14 protein-coding genes are annotated in these 18,967 nt (G+C 66.3%); 9 read left to right on the forward strand and 5 right to left on the reverse strand.

What is annotated here, in order from left to right:
- Nucleotides 1-19 precede the first annotated feature (19 nt).
- Complete coding sequence (locus ASF26_RS03550) at nt 20-1,324, forward strand: HlyC/CorC family transporter (RefSeq protein ID WP_056249562.1); 1,305 nt, start codon at nt 20-22, stop codon at nt 1,322-1,324.
- Between the two features lie 138 nt (nt 1,325-1,462).
- Here ASF26_RS03550 and ASF26_RS03555 read toward each other — a convergent pair whose 3' ends face one another.
- The gene (locus tag ASF26_RS03555; protein ID WP_056249565.1) at nt 1,463-1,891 is read right to left on the reverse strand and encodes a cupin domain-containing protein; all 429 of its coding nucleotides are present in this window, start codon (nt 1,889-1,891) and stop codon (nt 1,463-1,465) included.
- A 25-nt stretch (nt 1,892-1,916) separates the two neighbouring features.
- Nucleotides 1,917-2,585 carry a hypothetical protein gene (locus ASF26_RS03560; RefSeq protein ID WP_056249570.1) on the reverse strand — a complete coding sequence of 223 codons (669 nt, stop codon included), beginning with the start codon at nt 2,583-2,585 and terminating at the stop codon, nt 1,917-1,919.
- Between the two features lie 496 nt (nt 2,586-3,081).
- Here ASF26_RS03560 and ASF26_RS03565 point away from each other — a divergent pair, with 496 nt between their 5' ends.
- Nucleotides 3,082-5,979: a phosphoenolpyruvate carboxylase gene (locus ASF26_RS03565; protein ID WP_056249574.1), complete on the forward strand. Its 2,898-nt coding sequence runs from the start codon at nt 3,082-3,084 to the stop codon at nt 5,977-5,979.
- Nucleotides 5,980-6,030: 51 nt separating this feature from the next.
- Here ASF26_RS03565 and ASF26_RS03570 read toward each other — a convergent pair whose 3' ends face one another.
- On the reverse strand, nt 6,031-6,750 hold the full coding sequence (locus tag ASF26_RS03570; RefSeq protein ID WP_056249577.1) for a YggS family pyridoxal phosphate-dependent enzyme: 720 nt from the start codon (nt 6,748-6,750) through the stop codon (nt 6,031-6,033).
- A 193-nt stretch (nt 6,751-6,943) separates the two neighbouring features.
- On the opposite strand from ASF26_RS03570, the gene leuS reads away from it, so the two are divergent.
- The 7 genes from leuS (at nt 6,944) to ASF26_RS03605 (ending at nt 15,795) form a co-directional block, all read left to right on the forward strand.
- Nucleotides 6,944-9,535 (forward strand): leucine--tRNA ligase, encoded by a 2,592-nt coding sequence (gene leuS, locus ASF26_RS03575; RefSeq protein WP_056249579.1) that lies wholly within the window; start codon nt 6,944-6,946, stop codon nt 9,533-9,535.
- Between the two features lie 215 nt (nt 9,536-9,750).
- On the forward strand, nt 9,751-10,302 hold the full coding sequence (gene lptE / locus ASF26_RS03580) for an LPS assembly lipoprotein LptE (RefSeq protein ID WP_056249582.1): 552 nt from the start codon (nt 9,751-9,753) through the stop codon (nt 10,300-10,302).
- Nucleotides 10,299-11,330, forward strand: a complete 1,032-nt coding sequence (gene holA, locus ASF26_RS03585; protein ID WP_056249584.1) for a DNA polymerase III subunit delta — start codon at nt 10,299-10,301, stop codon at nt 11,328-11,330. The genes lptE and holA overlap by 4 nt, the downstream gene beginning before the upstream one ends.
- 157 nt (nt 11,331-11,487) lie before the next feature.
- Entirely contained in the window at nt 11,488-13,377 is a 1,890-nt protein-coding gene (mnmG, locus tag ASF26_RS03590; RefSeq protein ID WP_056249588.1) for a tRNA uridine-5-carboxymethylaminomethyl(34) synthesis enzyme MnmG, read from the forward strand.
- Nucleotides 13,367-14,008 carry a 16S rRNA (guanine(527)-N(7))-methyltransferase RsmG gene (gene rsmG / locus ASF26_RS03595; RefSeq protein ID WP_156462842.1) on the forward strand — a complete coding sequence of 214 codons (642 nt, stop codon included), beginning with the start codon at nt 13,367-13,369 and terminating at the stop codon, nt 14,006-14,008. The genes mnmG and rsmG overlap by 11 nt, the downstream gene beginning before the upstream one ends.
- Nucleotides 14,005-14,847 carry a ParA family protein gene (locus ASF26_RS03600; protein WP_056249595.1) on the forward strand — a complete coding sequence of 281 codons (843 nt, stop codon included), beginning with the start codon at nt 14,005-14,007 and terminating at the stop codon, nt 14,845-14,847. Before rsmG ends, ASF26_RS03600 begins: the two co-directional genes overlap by 4 nt.
- 54 nt (nt 14,848-14,901) lie before the next feature.
- The gene (locus ASF26_RS03605; protein ID WP_056249597.1) at nt 14,902-15,795 is read left to right on the forward strand and encodes a ParB/RepB/Spo0J family partition protein; all 894 of its coding nucleotides are present in this window, start codon (nt 14,902-14,904) and stop codon (nt 15,793-15,795) included.
- Nucleotides 15,796-15,898: 103 nt separating this feature from the next.
- Here ASF26_RS03605 and mnmE read toward each other — a convergent pair whose 3' ends face one another.
- On the reverse strand, nt 15,899-17,206 hold the full coding sequence (gene mnmE / locus ASF26_RS03610; protein ID WP_056249599.1) for a tRNA uridine-5-carboxymethylaminomethyl(34) synthesis GTPase MnmE: 1,308 nt from the start codon (nt 17,204-17,206) through the stop codon (nt 15,899-15,901).
- 257 nt (nt 17,207-17,463) lie between these two features.
- On the reverse strand, nt 17,464-18,807 hold the full coding sequence (gene rho / locus ASF26_RS03615; RefSeq protein WP_056148583.1) for a transcription termination factor Rho: 1,344 nt from the start codon (nt 18,805-18,807) through the stop codon (nt 17,464-17,466).
- Nucleotides 18,808-18,967: the final 160 nt, after the last annotated feature.

Consider the following 18,967-nt stretch of genomic DNA (forward strand, 5'->3'; position numbering starts at 1 on the left):
TTGATGCGACGACGGCCTGATGGACACGCATACCGACCTCTGGCTCGCCGCGAGCATCGTGGTGATGTCGCTGCTGCTCTCGGCCTTCTTCGCGGGAGCCGAGACCGCCTTCACCGCGGCGTCGCGGGCGCGGATGCTCGCCCTGGAAGATAGCGGCGACCTGCGGGCACGCGTCGTCAACCGCATCCTCGCCTCGCGCGAGCGGTTCATCGGCGCCATGCTGATCGGCTACAACATCGTCGCCATCGGCGCCTCCGCCTTCACCACCAGCGTGCTGACCACGATCTTCGGCAAGAGCGGGGTGCTCTACGCCACCGGTGTGATGTCGGTCCTCGTCATCGTCTTCGCCGAGGTGCTGCCCAAGACCCTCGCCATCAACAAGCCGGACCAGGCCGCCCTGGTGATGGCGCGGCCCGTCGCCTTCGCGGTGGCGCTCCTCGGCCCGGCCGCCATCGCCATCGAGAAGGTGGTGCGGCTGATGCTCCGCCCCTTCGGCATCAGTATCGGGCAGCACCAGTCGATCCTCTCGCCCACCGAGGAGATTCGCGGACAGGTCGCCCTGCTCCACCGCGAGGGCGGCGTCGCCAAGGCCGAGCGCGACATGCTCGGCGGCCTGCTCGACCTTCACGAATTGTCCGTCTCCGAGGTCATGGTGCACCGCACAAAGATGCGCACCATCAATGCCGATCTCCCCTCTGAGGAGATCGTGCGGGAGGTGCTGTCCTCGCCCTACACCCGCATGCCGCTCTGGCGCGGCACCTCAGAGAACATCATCGGCGTGCTTCACGCCAAGGACCTGCTGCGCGCCCTCGACGCCGCCGGAGGCGACGCCTCCGGTCTGAAGGTCGAGGCCCTGGCCCTCGAGACCTGGTTCGTGCCAGACACGACCAGCCTGCGGGACCAGCTGAAGGCCTTCCTCACCAAGAAGACCCATTTCGCCCTCGTCGTCGACGAGTACGGCGAGGTCATGGGGCTCGTGACCCTGGAGGACATCCTGGAGGAGATCGTCGGCGACATCGCCGACGAGCACGACGTCGCGGTCTCCGGGGTGCGTCCCCAGGGGGACGGCTCGGTGAATGCCGACGGCTCCGTCGCCATCCGCGATCTCAACCGCGCCATGGACTGGAACCTGCCCGACGAGGAGGCGACGACCATCGCCGGCCTCGTCATCCACGAGGCACGCGCGATCCCCGATACCGGCACCGCCTTCAACTTCCACGGCTTCCGGTTTCAGGTCTTGCGCAAGGCGAAGAACCGCATCACCGCCCTGCGGATCACCCCGCTGGTGCCGATGATCGCGAAGACGGACGAGATCGAGGGCTAAGCAGGTTTCGCAGAAGTGGCCCCCGGTTCTGCGATCGAAACCTGCGACACATCGGAGAGCTAAGCAGGGTGAAGCGTTGGTCGACCAACGCGAACCTGCTTAGGCTCCCGGCAAGGCGAACGGAGAGACGCGCCCCCCTCAGCCGCGCGGCACCGGCCGCCAGCCCGGGGGCGCCATCTCGAACCCTTCGAACCGGAAGGCCGGGGAGACGGTGCAACTCACCAATGTCCACGCTCCGAGGCTCGTGGCGGTCTGCCAATGCCCCGCCGGCACCACGATCTGCGGCTGCTGGCCGTGGGCGAGGTCGGGACCGAGATAGGTGGCGGTCGCATCGTGACCGTTCGGACTCGTGGTGATCACCATCGGTGCGCCGGCATGCCAGAACCAGATCTCGGAGGCATCGACCCGATGCCAATCCGAGGTCTCGCCGAGATCGAGCAGGTAGTAGATCGCGCTGCCCACCGAACGGCCATCGACCTCCGTCGGATCGCGAAACGTTTCACGATAATGGCCGCCCTCCGGGTGGGGTTGGAGCCCCAGCTTTGCGATCACCTCGGCGGCCTTCATGTCGTCCTCCCTCGTCCCGCGATCGTTATTGGCCGGCCGGAATGGCGCCCTGAGGCAATTGAAGGCCGCGAGGGGCCGCGCCCTCCCCTCGCCCAGCTCCCTCGGTGGCGGTGGCTTTGGGCGAGCGCGGTGTTTTCGCCACGGGCTTGGGCTTCGCCTTGGCAACGGGCGCCGCCTTCACCTCCGGGGCATCGCCGCAGCGGCGATGATCGAGGCGCGCCAGGACTTCGCCCGCCTCCGAGACGATGTTGAGGAAATCCGGCAACACCGTGAGCTGCTCGTCCCAGCGGACCGGTCCGCCAATCGTCGCCTCCAGGGCTGCGGGGCTACCGCCCCGGCGGAGGGCCAGGAGGTCCGGGCCGAAGGCGGTGGCGGCCTTGTTGCCGATGACGACCTGCAGCACGCGGGTAGCCTCCGGCGTCAGGGGGCGAAGCGGGTTGTCGACGGTGATCGTGCCGCTCCGCGTCACCCAGAGCGAGACCGCGCCCTGCCCTTCGTAGAACGCACCCTGACCGTTGTCGCAGACCACGATGAGCTCGGGCAGTTTCACGGGGGCGAGATTGGCCGCCGGCATCGGCAGGGGCGCGGCCTGAGGAGCATCGGATGCCTCGGCTGGCTTGGCGACGGGTTTCGGTTTGGGCTTGGGCTTTGGTTTCGGCTTAGGCTTGGGGGCCGGAGCCTCTGCCTCGCCCAATGGCGCGGCGTCTTCTTGTGTGAAACCGGGGGAGACTCCCAGCATCACGCATAAAAGAGCAACGCAGGAGACCAGCGCCAGGCGGCTCCCAGTCCGCATCCTCCAAGGCCGAAACGCGGAGTTCGGGTTACCGGAAGGACAGGACGGGATCGAAGAGATCTGCATGGCTGAGAGGGTTACCCCAGCGAGAGCCGGCTTGCATCCACTTGTGGCGCGCCACAGGAGTGCTTTCGCACGGAGGCAGGCATTGCCGCCCGGGTCGTCCTGGCCGGAACGGTCCTTGCGTCTCATTTCGGCCCCTTGCGCCGAGGGAACGCGGAGCCGAAACCATGCGGACGGATTGGCCTTGCACGGTGGTGGCGCCGTTTCGCGAAGCGATCCATCGGTGGATGACGGGTCGTCATGCACGCATTGTCGCTGGCGCGACGCCCAACCTGTTCTAAGGCAACTCGGCTTCGGGGCCGTCCTCTTTCTTCTGTCCAGACAAGGTCGATCGATGCGCATGCTTGACCGCAGCCCAGCCAATACGGTGCCCGATCCCGGTAAGCTGGAACAGGATCTCATCGCCCTCATCGAGGATTCTCGCGAACGGTCGAGCGAGGATCCGTTCCGTAATCCCGTCCTGGCGGTGACGCTCGCGATCACCCGCCGCTTCGACCGCGACGAGATCGACGAGGACGACCTCGACGGCCTGTTCACCCGGTTACGCACACAATCCCTGGTCGCCCGGGCCGAGCGCCTGCGCGGCTATGTCGGGCTGGACCGCGACGCCCAGACATCGGCGGACAACACGCTGCCGGCCCGTCTCGTGGCGGCGATCCCGAAAGGCACGGGGGATTTCGAGACCTTCCGCGATCTCGTGGGCCGTACCGGCTTCGCCGTGGTGTTCACCGCTCACCCGACCTTCGGCATGCCGAAGGCCGTGGCGGCCCTCATCGCCGAGGCCGCGTCCCAGGACAACGATGCCGCGCGACTGCCCCTGATGGAGAAGGCCGCCGCCCTCTCGACCCGGCCGGATGCGAAGATCAGCCTGGACGACGAGTTCGAGCAGGCCTGCCTCGCGGCCAATCACGGCCGCGCGGCCCTGGACAGCTTCAACGCAGCCCTGCTCGATGCGGCCCGCGCGCGCTGGCCCGACCGCTGGACGGAGCTGGTGCTCAAGCCCTTCGCCCTTGCCTCCTGGGTTGGCTGCGACACGGACGGGCGCACCGATATCGGCTGGTGGGACACCCTGCGTTACCGCCTGGAATCGAAGCGCATGCAGCTCGACCGGGTGATGCGCCACCTGCCGGACGTGCCGGCCACCAACGTGGTGCGGGACCTGACGCAGGGCGCGCTGGCGGCCGTGAACCGGCAACTCGCCGTCGCCCCGCGCCTCGGGACCAAGCCTACCCTGGAGGCGGTGCACCGCTTCGCCCTGGCGCTCATCATCGAGCGGGAGCGCGCCCAGACCGATTCCGGGCCGCTCCTGGCGGGCCTCGCTGGAGCCCTGGGCGGCGTCGAGAGCGACGAGGACAAGCGCGCCATCGCTCTCCTGCGCTCCGGCATCGCGACACACGGTCTGTCGAACGCCCTGCCGCATTTCCGGCTCAACGCCAGCCAGATCCACAACGCCGTGCGCCGAGTCATCGACCTGGAAGGAGAGCCGACGGACGCGGCGCAGCGGCGCTCGCACCTCTCCACCATCCACGCCCTCCTCAACGACGTGCATCCGGTGGCCGTGGATTTCGGCGCGCTCGCCGCCGAGCGGGCTTCGGCCGCACGCCTGATGATGACCATCGCGCAGATCCTGAAGCACGTGGACGGCACCCATCCGGTGCGCTTCCTCATCGCCGAGACCGAGACCGGCTACACGCTGCTGGCCGCCCTCTGGCTCGCCCGGCATTACGGGATCAGCGACAAGGTCGAGATCACGCCGCTCTTCGAGACGGCGAGTGCCCTGGAACAGGGCATCCGCGTCCTCGACGATGCCCTGCGCAACCCGCATTGGCGTGCCTACCTCAAGCGCATCGGTCGCCTGACGGTGCAGTTCGGCTATTCGGATTCGGGCCGCTATGTCGGCCAGCTCGCCGCGAGTTTCTGGATCGAGCGCCTGCGCCTGCGCATCACCGACCTGATGGCGCAGAACGGCCTGTCCGGCATCGAACTGGCGATCTTCGATACCCATGGTGAATCGATCGGGCGCGGCGCCCATCCGACCTCCCTGCGGGACCGCCTCGCCTATCTCGCGCCGGAGGATTCACGACACAAGAACCGCAAGGCGGGGATCAAGGTGCGCCTGGAATCGAGCTTCCAGGGCTCGGACGGCTACCTGATGTTCGGCACGCAGGCGCTGGCCCGCGCCACGGTGGAGCGGATCGCCGAGCACCTCTTCGCCTTCGATATCGCCGACGACGATTCCTTTGCCGACTATGTCCTGTCCGACGCGCCGGGCGCCGACGAGACCGACGACCCGATCTATGGCGAGGCGGATTTCGCCGCCGAGTTCTTCACCGTCGCCCGCCAGGACATGGAAGCCCTGGTGGACGATCCCGGCTACGCCGCACTGCTGGGCACGTTCGGCCCAAGCCTGCTCGACCGCACCGGCTCGCGTCCCGTGGCCCGCCAGACCGATAGCGGTGGCCCCAGCATGATCACCCATCCCCGGCAGATGCGGGCGATCCCTAACAACGCGATCCTGCACCAGCTCGGCTATCTCGCGAATTCGCTCCACGGCCTCGGCCGGGCGGCAAGCCGCGCACCGGATCTGTTCCGTGACATGCGCCGTGATTCGGTCCGGTTCTCGCGCGCCTTCCGCCTCGCCCAGCATGCCTCGGCGGTGGGCGACCTCGATGTGCTGCGCGCCTATATCGACACGCTCGACCCGGCCATGTGGCTGGAACGGGCACGGCGCACGCAGCGCGACGACCGGCGCGACGAACTCCTCGTCATCGCCACCGCCCTCGACCGCCTGCGCCTCGCGCCCGATCTACGCCGTCTGTTCGGCCGCCTCACCAGCGACTGGTTGAGCCTGCAGTCGGCGGCTCCCGACCTCGGCAAGATGTCGGTGAGGCTGACAATGCTCCACGCCCTGCGCCTCGCCCTGATCCATCGGATCTGGTTCCTGGCCGTGCACATTCCAGGCTTCCGCCCGCAATCGGGCATCACCCGCGAGCAGCTGATCGAACGCTTCCTGCGCCTCGACATCGACGGCTGCCTCGCCATGCTCGACGAGATCTTCCCGATCACGCCGGACCCGACCCTCGGCCTCAATTTCGGCGAGCCCGCCGGCCCGCGCGACGTCGGCACCTACGAATCGGAGCACAAGACAATCTTCGGCCCGATCCGCCAGTCCTTCGCCCGCGTCCGCGAGCTGTCGGGGATGATCCAGCACGAGGTGGGAGCGTTCGGGTAACTCACCGTCGTCCCGGGTTCCGAGACGCGGCCCCGGGACAGGCGGTGCCGTTCAGGCCCCTGCGGCGCGGGGGCGCTCGCCGAAGATGGCAGTGCCGACGCGGATATGGGTGGCCCCCATCTGGATCGCCGCCGGGTAATCGGCGCTCATCCCCATGGAGAGGATGGGCAGGTTGTGGCGCTCGGCGATGCGGGCCAGGAGGGCGAAATGCGCCGACGGCGGGACCTCGGCCGGCGGGATGCACATGAGCCCGTTGATCGCCAGACCATGGGTCTCACGACACTCGCTGAGGAGGACGTCCACCTGCGAGGGCGAGACCCCGGCCTTCTGCGGCTCGTCACCGGTATTGACCTGGACGAGCAGTTTCGGCGTGCGCCCCGTGCGCTCGATCTCCTTGGCCAGGGCCGCCGCCAGTGACAGCCGGTCGAGGCCATGGATCACATCGAACAATTCCACCGCCTCGCGGGCCTTGTTCGATTGGAGCGGCCCGACGAGATGAAGCTCCACGTCGGGAAAGCGGTCCCGCAAAGCCGGCCACTTCGCCTTCGATTCCTGAACGTAGTTCTCGCCGAAGATCCGATGTCCCGCCTGGAGCGCCGGGATGATGCCGTCCGCATCGATGAGCTTCGAGACCGCCACCAGCGAGATCGTGGCCGGATCCCGCTCGGAATCCTGAGCCGCTTGGACGATCTTATCGCGCACGGCTTCAAGCCCGGCGACGACGGCGGCGGCGTCAGGATGGGCGTATCTTGGCGCGGTGGAGTCGGGCATGATGTCTCGCGGGCGAAGGAGGAGGGCGGGTTACGCCTGACCTATCATCCGCAACGCCGGCCGCAAGCGCCGGGCTCCACCGGTGACGGCTCTGTTGACCGGCAAACAAGCCGTGTTAGTCCGGCATCCAACCGTTCCGGCGCCGCGTGAGGCGCCTCGCCAGGCCGTCCTGGCCGTAGTCAGAGCCCGCACAATGACTTCCTCCCCCATGCCCGTTCCGGAGCGCTACAACGCCAAGGATGCCGAGCCGCGCTGGCAGGAGGCCTGGGCCGCCCAGGGTATCTACGCCACCAAGAACGACGACCCGCGTCCGAAATACTACGTTCTGGAGATGTTCCCCTACCCGTCGGGGCGCATTCATATGGGCCACGTCCGCAACTACGCCATGGGCGACGTGGTGGCCCGCTACAAGCGCGCCAAGGGCTTCGCGGTGCTGCACCCTATGGGCTGGGACGCCTTCGGCCTGCCGGCCGAGAACGCGGCCATGGAGCGCAAGGTCAACCCGCGCGAATGGACCTACGCCAACATCGCCACCATGCGCGGCCAGTTGCAGAGCATGGGCCTGTCACTGGACTGGAGCCGGGAGATCGCAACCTGCGATCCCGACTACTACAAGCACCAGCAGCGTATGTTCCTCGACTTCCTCGACAAGGGACTCGTCACCCGCCGCACGGCCAAGGTGAACTGGGACCCGGTGGACCATACCGTGCTGGCCAACGAGCAGGTCATCGACGGGCGGGGCTGGCGCTCGGGCGCGCTGGTGGAGCAGCGCGAGCTGACCCAGTGGTTCTTCAAGATCACCGATTTCGCGCAGGAACTCTACGACGCCCTCGACGGCCTGAAGCGTTGGCCGGAGAAGGTCCGGGTGATGCAGAAGAACTGGATCGGCCGCTCGGAAGGGCTGGAGGTCCGCTTCGCCTTCGACGCGCGTGACGGCGAGATCAAGGTCTACACGACCCGTCCCGATACCCTGTTCGGCGCAAAGTTCCTGGCCATTGCCGCCGACCACCCGGTCGCGGCGTCCGTGGCCGCCACGCGTCCCGAGCTCCAGACCTTCATCGAGGAATGCCGCCGCACCGGCACGGCGCAGGCCGCGATCGATACGGCGGAAAAGCTCGGCTTCGACACCGGATTGCGGGTGCGCCACCCCCTCGATCCGTCCTGGCTGCTGCCCGTCTACGTGGCGAATTTCGTCCTGATGGATTACGGCACGGGCGCCGTGTTCGGCTGCCCCGCCCACGACCAGCGCGACCTCGACTTCTCCAACAAGTACGGCCTCGGCAATACGCCCGTCGTCTGTCCGGAAGGGCAGGACGCGGCGAGCTTCGTCGTCACCGACACCGCCTATGATGGCGATGGCCGCATGATCAATTCGCGCTTCCTCGACGACATGACGACGGACGAGGCCTTCCACGCCGTGGCGAACCGGCTCGAAGCCGAGATCCTGGACGGGGAAGCGGTGGCGGCCCGCAAGGTCCAGTTCCGCCTGCGAGACTGGGGCGTCTCGCGCCAGCGTTACTGGGGTTGTCCGATCCCGATCATCCATTGCGATGCCTGCGGGCCGGTCTCCGTCCCGGTCGCCGACCTTCCGGTGAAACTGCCCGACGAGGTCTCCTTCGATACCCCCGGCAATCCGCTGGAGCGTGATCATGCCTGGCGCAACGTGCCCTGCCCGCGTTGCGGCGCTGCGGCCCGGCGCGAGACCGACACAATGGACACCTTCGTGGATTCGTCCTGGTACTACGCCCGTTTCACCGCTCCCTGGCTGCAGGACGCGCCGACCGACCGTGCGGCGGTCGATCACTGGCTAGCCGTGGACCAGTATATCGGCGGCATCGAACATGCGATCCTGCATCTGCTCTACGCCCGCTTCTTCACAAGGGCGATGCAGGCGACGGGTTGGTCCGGGGTTTCAGAGCCTTTTGCCGGCCTGTTCACGCAGGGCATGGTCGTCCACGAAACGTACAAGGACGCAGCGGGCGCATGGGTTCAACCCGCCGATATCCGCATCACCGCCGAGGGCGGCGGTCGTCAGGCGTTTCACGTGAAAACAGACGCACCGATCGCTATCGGCTCCATCGAAAAGATGTCGAAGTCCAAGAAGAACGTGGTGGACCCGGACGACATCATCGCGAGCTATGGCGCCGATACCGCTCGCTGGTTCATGCTGTCCGATTCTCCGCCCGAGCGTGACGTGATCTGGACGGAAGATGGCGTCCAGGGCGCGGCCCGCTTCGTTCAGCGAGTCTGGCGCCTGGTCTCCCTCGCTGTGGGCGTGCCGGCAGCGAGCGGAGCGTCGGACGCTGCGCTTCGCAAAGCCGCCCATAAGGCTCTCGCGGCGGTGGAGGAGGATGTGGAGCGCCTCCGCTTCAACCGTTGCGTTGCCCATATCTACACACTGTCGAACGCTCTCGATGAGGCGATCCGCACGGCCACCGTTTCGCGCGATGCGGCGACGGAAGCGGCGGGCATCCTTACCCAGCTCGTTGCGCCGATGATGCCGCATCTGGCCGAAGAATGCTGGTCGGCCCTCGGACGGCAGGGACTGGTCGCTCAGGCCGCGTGGCCGGTGGTCGATCGTGCCCTGCTGGTGGAGGACGAGATCACGCTCCCCGTTCAGCTCAACGGGAAGAAGCGCGCGGATGTCACGGTGCCTCGCACGGCCGATACCGCGACAGTGGAAGCTCTCGTCCTCGCCGATGAGACCGTGCAGAAGTCACTCGAAGGTCGTGTCCCCCGCAAGGTCATCGTGGTGCCTGGGCGGATCGTGAACCTCGTGGTGTGACAGGCGCCTCTATCGGCATTCGGGATATCTCCCCGATCTCGGCCATGGGGGGCCTGTTGAGTGCGATAGGACGAAGGCGAAACCCCGTGAGATCAGCTGTCGAGGCGGCGACCACCGTCTTGCCGCAGAGGAATCGTAAAGCTTGCTGCTTATACAGGTGACGCAAGGGGCGGGATCGCCGTAAAGAGCGGGACCGGACGGAGAGCAGTGCTGCGATGATGATGCATGGGCTGAGACAGGCGGTACGGTCCCGCGCGGCGAAGGTCGCGTTGGTCTCCCTCATGGCCGTCAACCTGTCGGCCTGCTTTCGTCCGCTCTACGGACCGACCGCGTCGGGCGAGCCCATGGCCGCCCTCCTCGCCTCGGTACAGGTGGACGACGTCTCCACGGCCGCGGGCCAGGAGCGGCTCGGGCATTACCTGCGCAGCGAACTCATTTTCGATCTCGACGGTTCGGGTCAGCCGTCTCCGAAACGCTATCGCCTGAAGATGCAGGGCAGCGAGTCGGTGAAGACACCCATCGTGTCGTCCCAGACGGGTCGTGCCGAAGCAGGTACGCTGGTGGGGACCATCCGGTTCTCCCTCGAATCGCTGGACGGTGCGAAGATCGTCACCGAGGGTGTGGCCGTGGCCACCACGACCTACGATCGCTCGATTCAGCGCTTCGCCTCCCTGCGGGCAGCCCGCGATGCCGAGATCCGCTTGGCCAAGACCCTGGCCGACCAGATCAAGACGCGGATCGCTTCCGTTCTGGTGACCAAGCCCTGACCGCCGTCAAGGCTGGCGATATCGAGGCTCTGCTGCGGCGCGGACCGGCGTCACAGATCGCGGTGATCCTCGTCTACGGGCCGGATACCGGCCTCGTCTTCGAGCGTGCCAAGCGTCTAGCCGAGAGTTTCGTCACCGATCCGTCCGACCCCTTCGCCCTTGTCAAGATCGACGGCGATGTCCTTGCTTCGGACGTCGGCCGGCTCGTCGACGAGGCTGGCACGGTCGGCCTGTTCGGCGGCCAGCGCAGCATCTGGGTCCGGGCCGGAAGCCGGAATTATGCTCCGGCGGTGGATGCGGCGCTGAAGGCCGAGATCGCCGGTGCGCGCATCGTGGTGGAGGCGGGAGACCTCGCCAAGAGCGCACCCCTACGGACGCTCTGCGAAAAGTCGACTCGGGCGTTGGCACTTCCCTGCTACGCCGATGACGAACGAGCCCTGGCCGAACTCATCGACCGGACCTTCCAGGAGAATGGCCAGCGCATCGCCCGTGAGGCGCGTGATATCCTAGCGATGAGTTTGGGCGGAGACCGGCGAGCGAGCCTGTCCGAGATCGAGAAACTGGCGCTCTATGCCAGGGGCCAGACCGAGATCACCCTAGACGATGTGGAGGCGGTGATCAGCGACGTGGCCGGCAGCGTCCTCAATACGCTGATCGACGCCGCCTTCGTCGGCCGCGGTGAGGAGGTCGAGCGGGATTATCGTCGTTTCCGCCACGAGGGTATGGACCCTTCGGTGATGCTCGGTTCTGCCCTGCGGCATGCCCTGACGCTCCTGTCCACGCGGATCACGGGGGAGGGGCAGAGTCCGAGCATGATGATAGGCAACTGGCGTGGCCTACACTTTCGCCGCAAGGCCATCGTGGAGGCTCAGCTCGGGCGCTGGTCCCCCGTCGCCCTTCGCCATGCGGTTCAGCTGCTCCAGGAGGCCGTGCTCGCCTGCCGCCGGTCCCAGCCCGACCTTGCCCACGCTCATGCTTCGGCGACGCTTCTGCGCATCGCTACGGAGGCAGCTCGCCGACGCGGCTGAAGTCTTTCATCCCGCGCGCTTGCCCGCCCACGTCCCTTCGCTGGCCGGAGGTCGATCCCGGTTTCGAGAGGTCCATCGCGAGAATCGGATTCGATGGAATGTCGATGGTCGTCGCGCTCCTCGTTGACGACTCGCTCCGGTCGCGCCTAATCACTCTATGTCCCAGACGAGTTCCTCTTTCGACGTGGTCGTGGTCGGCGGCGGCCATGCCGGCGTGGAAGCCGCCGCCGCCGCCGCCCGCACCGGAGCCCGCACCGCCCTGGTCACTCACTCGGCCTCCACTATCGGCGCGATGTCGTGCAACCCGGCCATCGGCGGTCTTGGTAAGGGACATCTCGTCCGTGAGGTCGACGCCCTCGACGGATTGATGGGCCGGGTCGCCGATGCGGCCGGTATCCAGTTTCGTCTGCTCAACCGGCGCAAGGGGCCCGCCGTGCGAGGCCCCCGCACACAGGCCGACCGTAAGCTCTACGCTCGGGCGATGCAGGAGGCGGTGGTCGAGACCGCCAATCTCGTGGTGGTGGAGGGGGAGGTCGCGGATATCCTCGTCGACGCCGCACGGGTGGCAGGCGTGATCCTGGCAGACGGCAGAACCCTAGCCTGCCCGGCGGTCGTCTTGACCACCGGCACATTCTTGCGCGGACTGATCCATATGGGCGAGGTGCAGATCCCCGCCGGGCGTGTAGGGGAGGGGCCGTCCGTCGGCCTCGCTCAGACCCTGGACCGGCTGGGTTTTGCCCTGGGGCGGCTCAAGACCGGTACACCTGCCCGCCTCGATGGCCGCACCATCGACTGGTCCGGGCTCGAGATGCAGTCGGCGGATGACGATCCCGTGCCGTTCTCGACGCTGACGGATCGGATCACCACGCCCCAGATCCAATGCGGAACCACCCGCACCACCCGTGCCGTGCACGATCTCATCCGCGCCAATCTCCACCGCTCCCCGATGTATTCGGGTGGGATCAGCAGCCGTGGACCGCGCTATTGTCCCTCCATCGAGGACAAGGTGGTGCGTTTCGGAGATCGTGAGGGGCACCAGATCTTCCTGGAGCCGGAGGGACTCGACGACCCGACGGTGTATCCCAACGGGATTTCGACCGCCTTGCCGGAGAGCGTGCAGCGCGATTTGATCGCCCTGATTCCCGGCCTCGAACATGCAGCGATCGTGCGTCCGGGCTACGCCATCGAATACGATTACGTCGACCCGCGCGAACTCGACACCGGCCTTCAAGCCAAGCGCCTGCCCGGCCTTTTTCTCGCGGGGCAGATCAACGGCACCACCGGTTACGAAGAAGCGGCAGGGCAGGGGCTGGTGGCCGGGATCAATGCGGCCCGTCTGGCGGGTGGATCGCCCCTCGCCAGTTTCGACCGGGCGGAATCGTATCTCGGCGTGATGATCGACGATCTCGTGACCCATGGGGTCAGTGAGCCCTACCGCATGTTCACGTCGCGCTCGGAATATCGGTTGTCTCTCCGCGTGGACAATGCCGACGAGCGTCTGACCCCACGCGGCGCTGCCCTCGGCTGTGTCGGCTCGGTGAGGGCCGAGCATTTTGCCCGCTCCCAGGGCGAACTCGAAGCGGCGAGAGCACGGCTCGACGGCCTCAGTCTGACACCGGCGGCAGCGGCTCGGCACGGCATCGCCCTCAATCAGGACGGGATACGCCGCAGCGCCTACCAATTGCTGTCCTATCCCGAAATCGGCTGGGACCGTCTCGCCGAGGTCTGGCCCGAACTTCGGAGCGTGCCCCCTCGCGTGGCGGACCGTCTGCGAACGGACGCTACCTATGCCGTCTATCTCGACCGGCAGAGTGACGATATCGCGGCCTTTCGACGGGACGAAGCCGTGGCTCTGCCGATCAAGCTCGACTATGCCGCGATTCCCGGCTTGTCTAACGAGATGCAGGCCAAGCTCGAAGCGGTTCGTCCCGGCACGCTCGGTCAGGCGGCGCGGATCGAAGGGGTGACACCCGCTGCCCTCACCCTCCTCGCGGCACATGCTCGCCGTGCCGACCGCTCCGGCCTGGCCATCGTCCATGGCCGCTAAGCAGGACGACCGGGGTCGGGTTCTCGCCCAGGCGAATGTTTCACGTGAAACAGCAGAAGCGCTGGACCTCTATGTGGAACAGCTGCGCCGGTGGCAGAGCGTCAAGAATCTCGTGGGACCGGCTACCCTCGCGGAGGTCTGGACCCGGCATATTGCCGATGCACTGCAACTCCTCGATCTGGCGCCGAACGCCACCACATGGCTCGATCTCGGTTCGGGTGCGGGCATTCCCGGACTCATCCTCGCCATCGCGGGGCGCGAACGGCCTGGTTTTCAGGTCGATCTGATCGAGAGCAATGCCCGCAAATGCGCCTTCCTCACGGAGGCCGCGCGCCTCACGAAAGCCCCGGCGCGGGTGCGTAATCTTCGCATCGAAGACGCGATCACCGACCATGTCGGAATCGATGTAGTCTGCGCCCGCGCCCTGGCTCCGCTTGACCAGCTGCTCGACTGGACCGAACCGCTGTTGACAACCGGCACCACCGCCCTGTTTCCGAAGGGCCGTGATGCACAAGCGGAATTGACCGCTGCAGCGCAACGGTGGAGATTCGTTTACGATCTGGTGACGAGCCGTACTGAGTCGGAAGCGCGGATCGTCCGCGTCACCGCCCTCTCCCGCGTGGATTCATGACCATCGAACCCTCTTCCGCCTCCAGGGCAGCGCCCGAGCGGCCGCTACGAATCCTCGCCTTGGCCAACCAGAAGGGCGGCGTCGGCAAGACGACGACGGCCATCAACCTCGGCACCGCCCTCGCTGCCATTGGCGAACGTGTGCTGGTGATCGACCTCGATCCGCAGGGCAACGCCTCCACAGGACTCGGCATCGATCGTCGCTCGCGCAAGGTTTCGACCTATCACGTGCTCGCCGGGGACGCGTCCCTGGCTCAGGCCGTGGTGCCCACCGCCGTGCCTCGGCTGCTGCTCGCCCCCTCCACGATGGATCTGCTCGGCCTCGAACTGGAGATGGCGAGCTCATCGGATCGCGCCCATCGCCTGCGCAACGCCATGAGTGATATTGGCAAGGCGGGTGCGACGGAGGGCGTGACCTATGTCCTGATCGATTGCCCGCCGTCGCTGAACTTGCTGACGATCAATGCCCTCGCGGCCGCCGATGCGGTGCTCGTGCCGATGCAATGCGAGTTCTTCGCCCTCGAAGGGTTGAGCCAGCTTCTGCGTACCGTGGAGCAGGTACGCACGGCGTTGAACCCCCGGCTGACGATCCAGGGTGTGGTGCTGACCATGGTGGATCCGCGCAACAACCTCTCGAATCAGGTCGCCGCCGACGTGCGCAGCTTTCTGGGGGACAAAGTCTACGAGACCACAATTCCTCGGAACGTGCGAGTGTCGGAGGCCCCGTCGCATGGCAAGCCGGTCTTGCTCTACGACCTGAAATGTGCCGGCTCACAGGCCTATCTGCGCTTGGCTTCGGAGGTGATCCAGCGCGAAGGGCGGCTGCCGGTCGCGGCCTAGGTCTCTCGTTCTATCCTGTAAATGCGTAGCGTATCGGAGTTGAAGCAGGTGGCGATGGCGGATGATGTGGCGCGGCCCCGGCTCGGGCGTGGGCTTGCGGCCCTGATCGGTGATTTCGGCGACGACAACGGCGATGCGGGCAAACCGCAGGCGCAGCGTAAGGTCGCCGTCGAGTTTCTCCGTCCCAACCCACGCAACCCGCGCCGTCGCTTCCATGACGCCGAACTGGACGAACTCGCCGCGTCCATCAAGCTGCGCGGCATCATCCAACCCATCGTCGTGCGGGCGCTGGCGGGCGTCCCGGATACTTTCGAGATCGTCGCCGGTGAGCGACGGTGGCGCGCGGCGCAGCGCGCCGGTTTGCACGAAGCCCCCATCGTCGTCGTCGAAATCGACGACCGGACGTCCCTCGAATACGCAATTCTCGAGAACGTCCAGCGCAGCGACCTCAACGCCATCGAAGAGGCGGCAGGTTACGAGCGGCTGATGAGCGAATTCCGCTACAGCCAAACTGAACTCGCCGAGATCATCGGCAAGAGCCGCAGCCATCTCGCGAACACCTTGCGGCTATTGCAATTGTCCAGCGCGATCCAGGATCGGGTGGTAGCGGGCGAGATCACGGCCGGTCATGCCCGCGCCTTGCTTGCGGTGAGGGACCCGGAAGGGGTCGCACGGCGCATCGTCACCGAGGGCCTGTCCGTGCGTGAGGTCGAAGCCCTCGCCTCGGCGGAAGTGCCGGAGGGCGACGCACCCCGCCCAGGACGCCCCCGCAAGCCCGAGCGCGATATCCAAGTGCGCAGCCTCGAACAGGCCATGGCCCGCGCGCTCGGCGTCTCGGTGTCCCTAAAGGCCAAGGGGCAGGCCAGTGGCGAGATCCGCATCCGTTACGAGACGGCGGAAGAACTCGAGGCCTTGTGCAAGCGGTTCGAGGTATCCGATGGGGCGTGAAGCTCGTTTGGCACCGTCATCCACACCTTCGCGGAACGCTTGACGCATCGGCACAACGCGATTTCGGACGGGAAAGAAATCCCGGCTCGGTCTGTCCGCATCCTTATTTGCCGATACAGAATCCTGAGAACAGACGGTCGAGCATATCCTCGACGCCAACCCGGCCAGCAACCTCGCCCAGGGCACGAACGGCAAGGCGTAGATCCTCGGCCAGGAGTTCCGGAAGGGCAGGGCCGGACAATACCCTGTCCAGGTGATCGCGGCAGCGGGTCAGCCCGTCTCGGTGGCGTTCGCGGGTAACGAGGGCATCGCCACCGCCGAGGGCGGCCTCCGCCCGTGCCTCAATGAGGTCGAGCAGGCGGTCGATGCCCTGCCCGGTCAGCGCCGAGACCGCTATGTCGCCGCCCCCATCGCTTCCGAGATCCGCTTTCGTGCGCACTAGAACGCTGCGATCGGGGAGGGGGAGCGCTTCATCGGTCGAATAGTCGCCGGCGCGGAGAGCGAGGACGAGGTCGGCCTGCTCCATTCGCTTGCGAGTGCGGCGAATGCCTTCGGATTCCACGGGATCGGCGGTGTCACGCAGGCCCGCCGTATCGACGATGAGGACCGGCAATCCGCCGAGATCGCAGCGGATCTCGATGAGATCGCGGGTCGTGCCGGGAATCGCCGAGACGATGGCCGCCTCGCGTCGGCTCAGCGCGTTGAGCAGGGTCGATTTGCCGACATTCGGCGGGCCGGACAGCACCACCACGAAACCTTCTCGCAGGCGCTCCCCTCGCCGGCCATCGGCCAGAGTCATATCGATTTCGTCACGGATCGCGCGGGCCTTCACATGCAGCGCGGTATCGAGGGCCGCCTCATCGACATCGCCCTCATCGGAGAAATCGAGAGCCGCCTCCGCTCCCGCTAGGAGATCGATGAGACGGTCCCGCCAATCGGCGACCTTCCGACCCAGGACTCCGTCGAGCTGGCGCAAAGCTTGGCGTCGTTGGGCATCGGTCTCCGCGTCGATGAGGTCCGCAGCTCCCTCGGCGGCGGTGAGGTCCATCCGCCCGTTCGCCACTGCGCGGCGGCTGAAGGCCCCCGGTTCGGCGAGACGGCATCCGGCATGTGCGGCGAGGGAGGCCATGACGGCGGAGCGAACGGCGAGGCCGCCATGGAGGTGGAGTTCCGCCATGTCTTCGCCAGTGAACGTGGCGGGGCCTGGCATCCAGACGATGAGCGCGGTGTCGAGGACGTCACCGGTTGCAGGCTCGCGGAGGGTGCGTAGCGATAACCGTCGGGGTGGCGGCAGACGCCCGGCCATCGCCCCGAGGAGAAACGAGGAGGCCGGACCGCTGATGCGGATCACGGCGACGGCGGCCCGGCCGAAGCCGCTTGCCGGTGCGAAGATGGTGGTGCCGTCCCTCATGGCCGAGATGCTGCCAAGTCTCGAAGAAGCGGGGCAAGTGCCCCTCGCTGCAAGCCTATATTAGCCGGCAAATCGAGTTATTTCCTTTGGAAAGCACTACCGAGCGGCCTCGCCGGCATCGATACCGTTTTCTCCATGATTCCCTCGCCCCAAGCTTCCGAGAGGAAATGAGACGAGATCGAGAACAACCAATCTCCCTCGCTCCGAAGACACCCGTCGTCTATCGACGGGCGCCCGAGCTGGAGGCAGGAGCGTTCTCAGGTGTTCATGGAATCGAAGAAGTCGTTGTTGCTTTTGGTCTGGCGCAGCTTGTCCATGAGGAACTCGATGGCGTCGGTGACACCCATCGGGTTGAGAATACGGCGCAGCACGTAGGTCTTCTTGAGCGAATCCGGCGGGACCAGGAGCTCTTCCTTACGGGTGCCCGAGCGCGTGATGTCGATGGCCGGGAAGATGCGCTTGTCCGAGACCTTGCGGTCGAGAATGATCTCGGAGTTGCCGGTGCCCTTGAACTCCTCGAAGATCACCTCGTCCATGCGCGAACCGGTGTCGATGAGGGCAGTGGCGATGATCGAGAGCGAGCCGCCTTCCTCGATGTTGCGCGCCGCGCCGAAGAAGCGCTTGGGGCGCTGGAGCGCGTTGGCGTCGACACCGCCGGTGAGCACCTTGCCGGAAGACGGCACCACGGTGTTGTAGGCGCGGCCGAGGCGGGTGATCGAATCGAGCAGGATGACCACGTCCCGGCCATGCTCCACGAGGCGCTTGGCCTTCTCGATCACCATTTCGGCGACCTGAACGTGGCGGGTAGCAGGCTCGTCGAAGGTGGAGGCGATGACCTCGCCCTTCACCGAGCGGATCATGTCGGTGACTTCCTCGGGGCGCTCGTCGATGAGCAGCACGATGAGGTAGCATTCCGGGTGGTTGATGGTGATGGACTGCGCGATGTTCTGCATCAGCACAGTCTTGCCGGTCCGCGGCGGCGCCACGATCAGGGCGCGCTGGCCCTTACCGATAGGGGCCACGATGTCGATGATGCGTGGGCTGAAATCCTTCTTCGGCGGCGCATCGAGTTCGAGCTTGAAGCGCTGGGTCGGGAACAGCGGCGTCAGGTTGTCGAAATGGACCTTGTGCTTGATCTTCTCCGGGTTCTCGAAGTTGATCGTGTTGACCTTCAGCAGGGCGAAGTAGCGTTCGCCGTCCTTCGGCCCGCGGATGGGCCCCTCGACGGTATCGCCGGTCCGCAGGCCGAAACGGCGGATCTGAGTGGGCGAAATGTAGATGTCGTCGGGGCCCGGCAGGTAATTCGATTCCGACGAGCGAAGGAAGCCGAACCCATCCTGCAGCACTTCCACCGTGCCGGCACCGATGATCTCGACCTCCTTGGCAGCGAGCTGCTTCAGGATGGAGAACATCAGCTCCTGCTTGCGCATGGTGGAGGCGTTCTCGACCTCGACCTCCTCGGCAAAGGCGATCAGGTCGGTGGGGGTCTTCGACTTCAGATCCTGAAGCTTGACCTCGCGATGCTGACTGAGATCCGCCGCAACCAATCCGACTTCGGCCGGCGGATCAACGGGAATGAGGGAGTCGTTCTGTGACGTCATGGGAGAATGAGAACCGACGATGGACGAGGGTTGATCGGGCGGGACAGTCGGAAAAGCGCCGGATGCCTTGTCGGCACCTATGTCGGAGCGTCGGTAAAGACCGGCTCCGCGCATCGTCTTGAGGGAGCCTGTGGCTCTCGGATGCAACACGGCGTAAAAG

Origin of the sequence: Methylobacterium sp. Leaf93, assembly GCF_001422345.1 — a bacterium.
GTDB lineage: Bacteria > Pseudomonadota > Alphaproteobacteria > Rhizobiales > Beijerinckiaceae > Methylobacterium > Methylobacterium bullatum.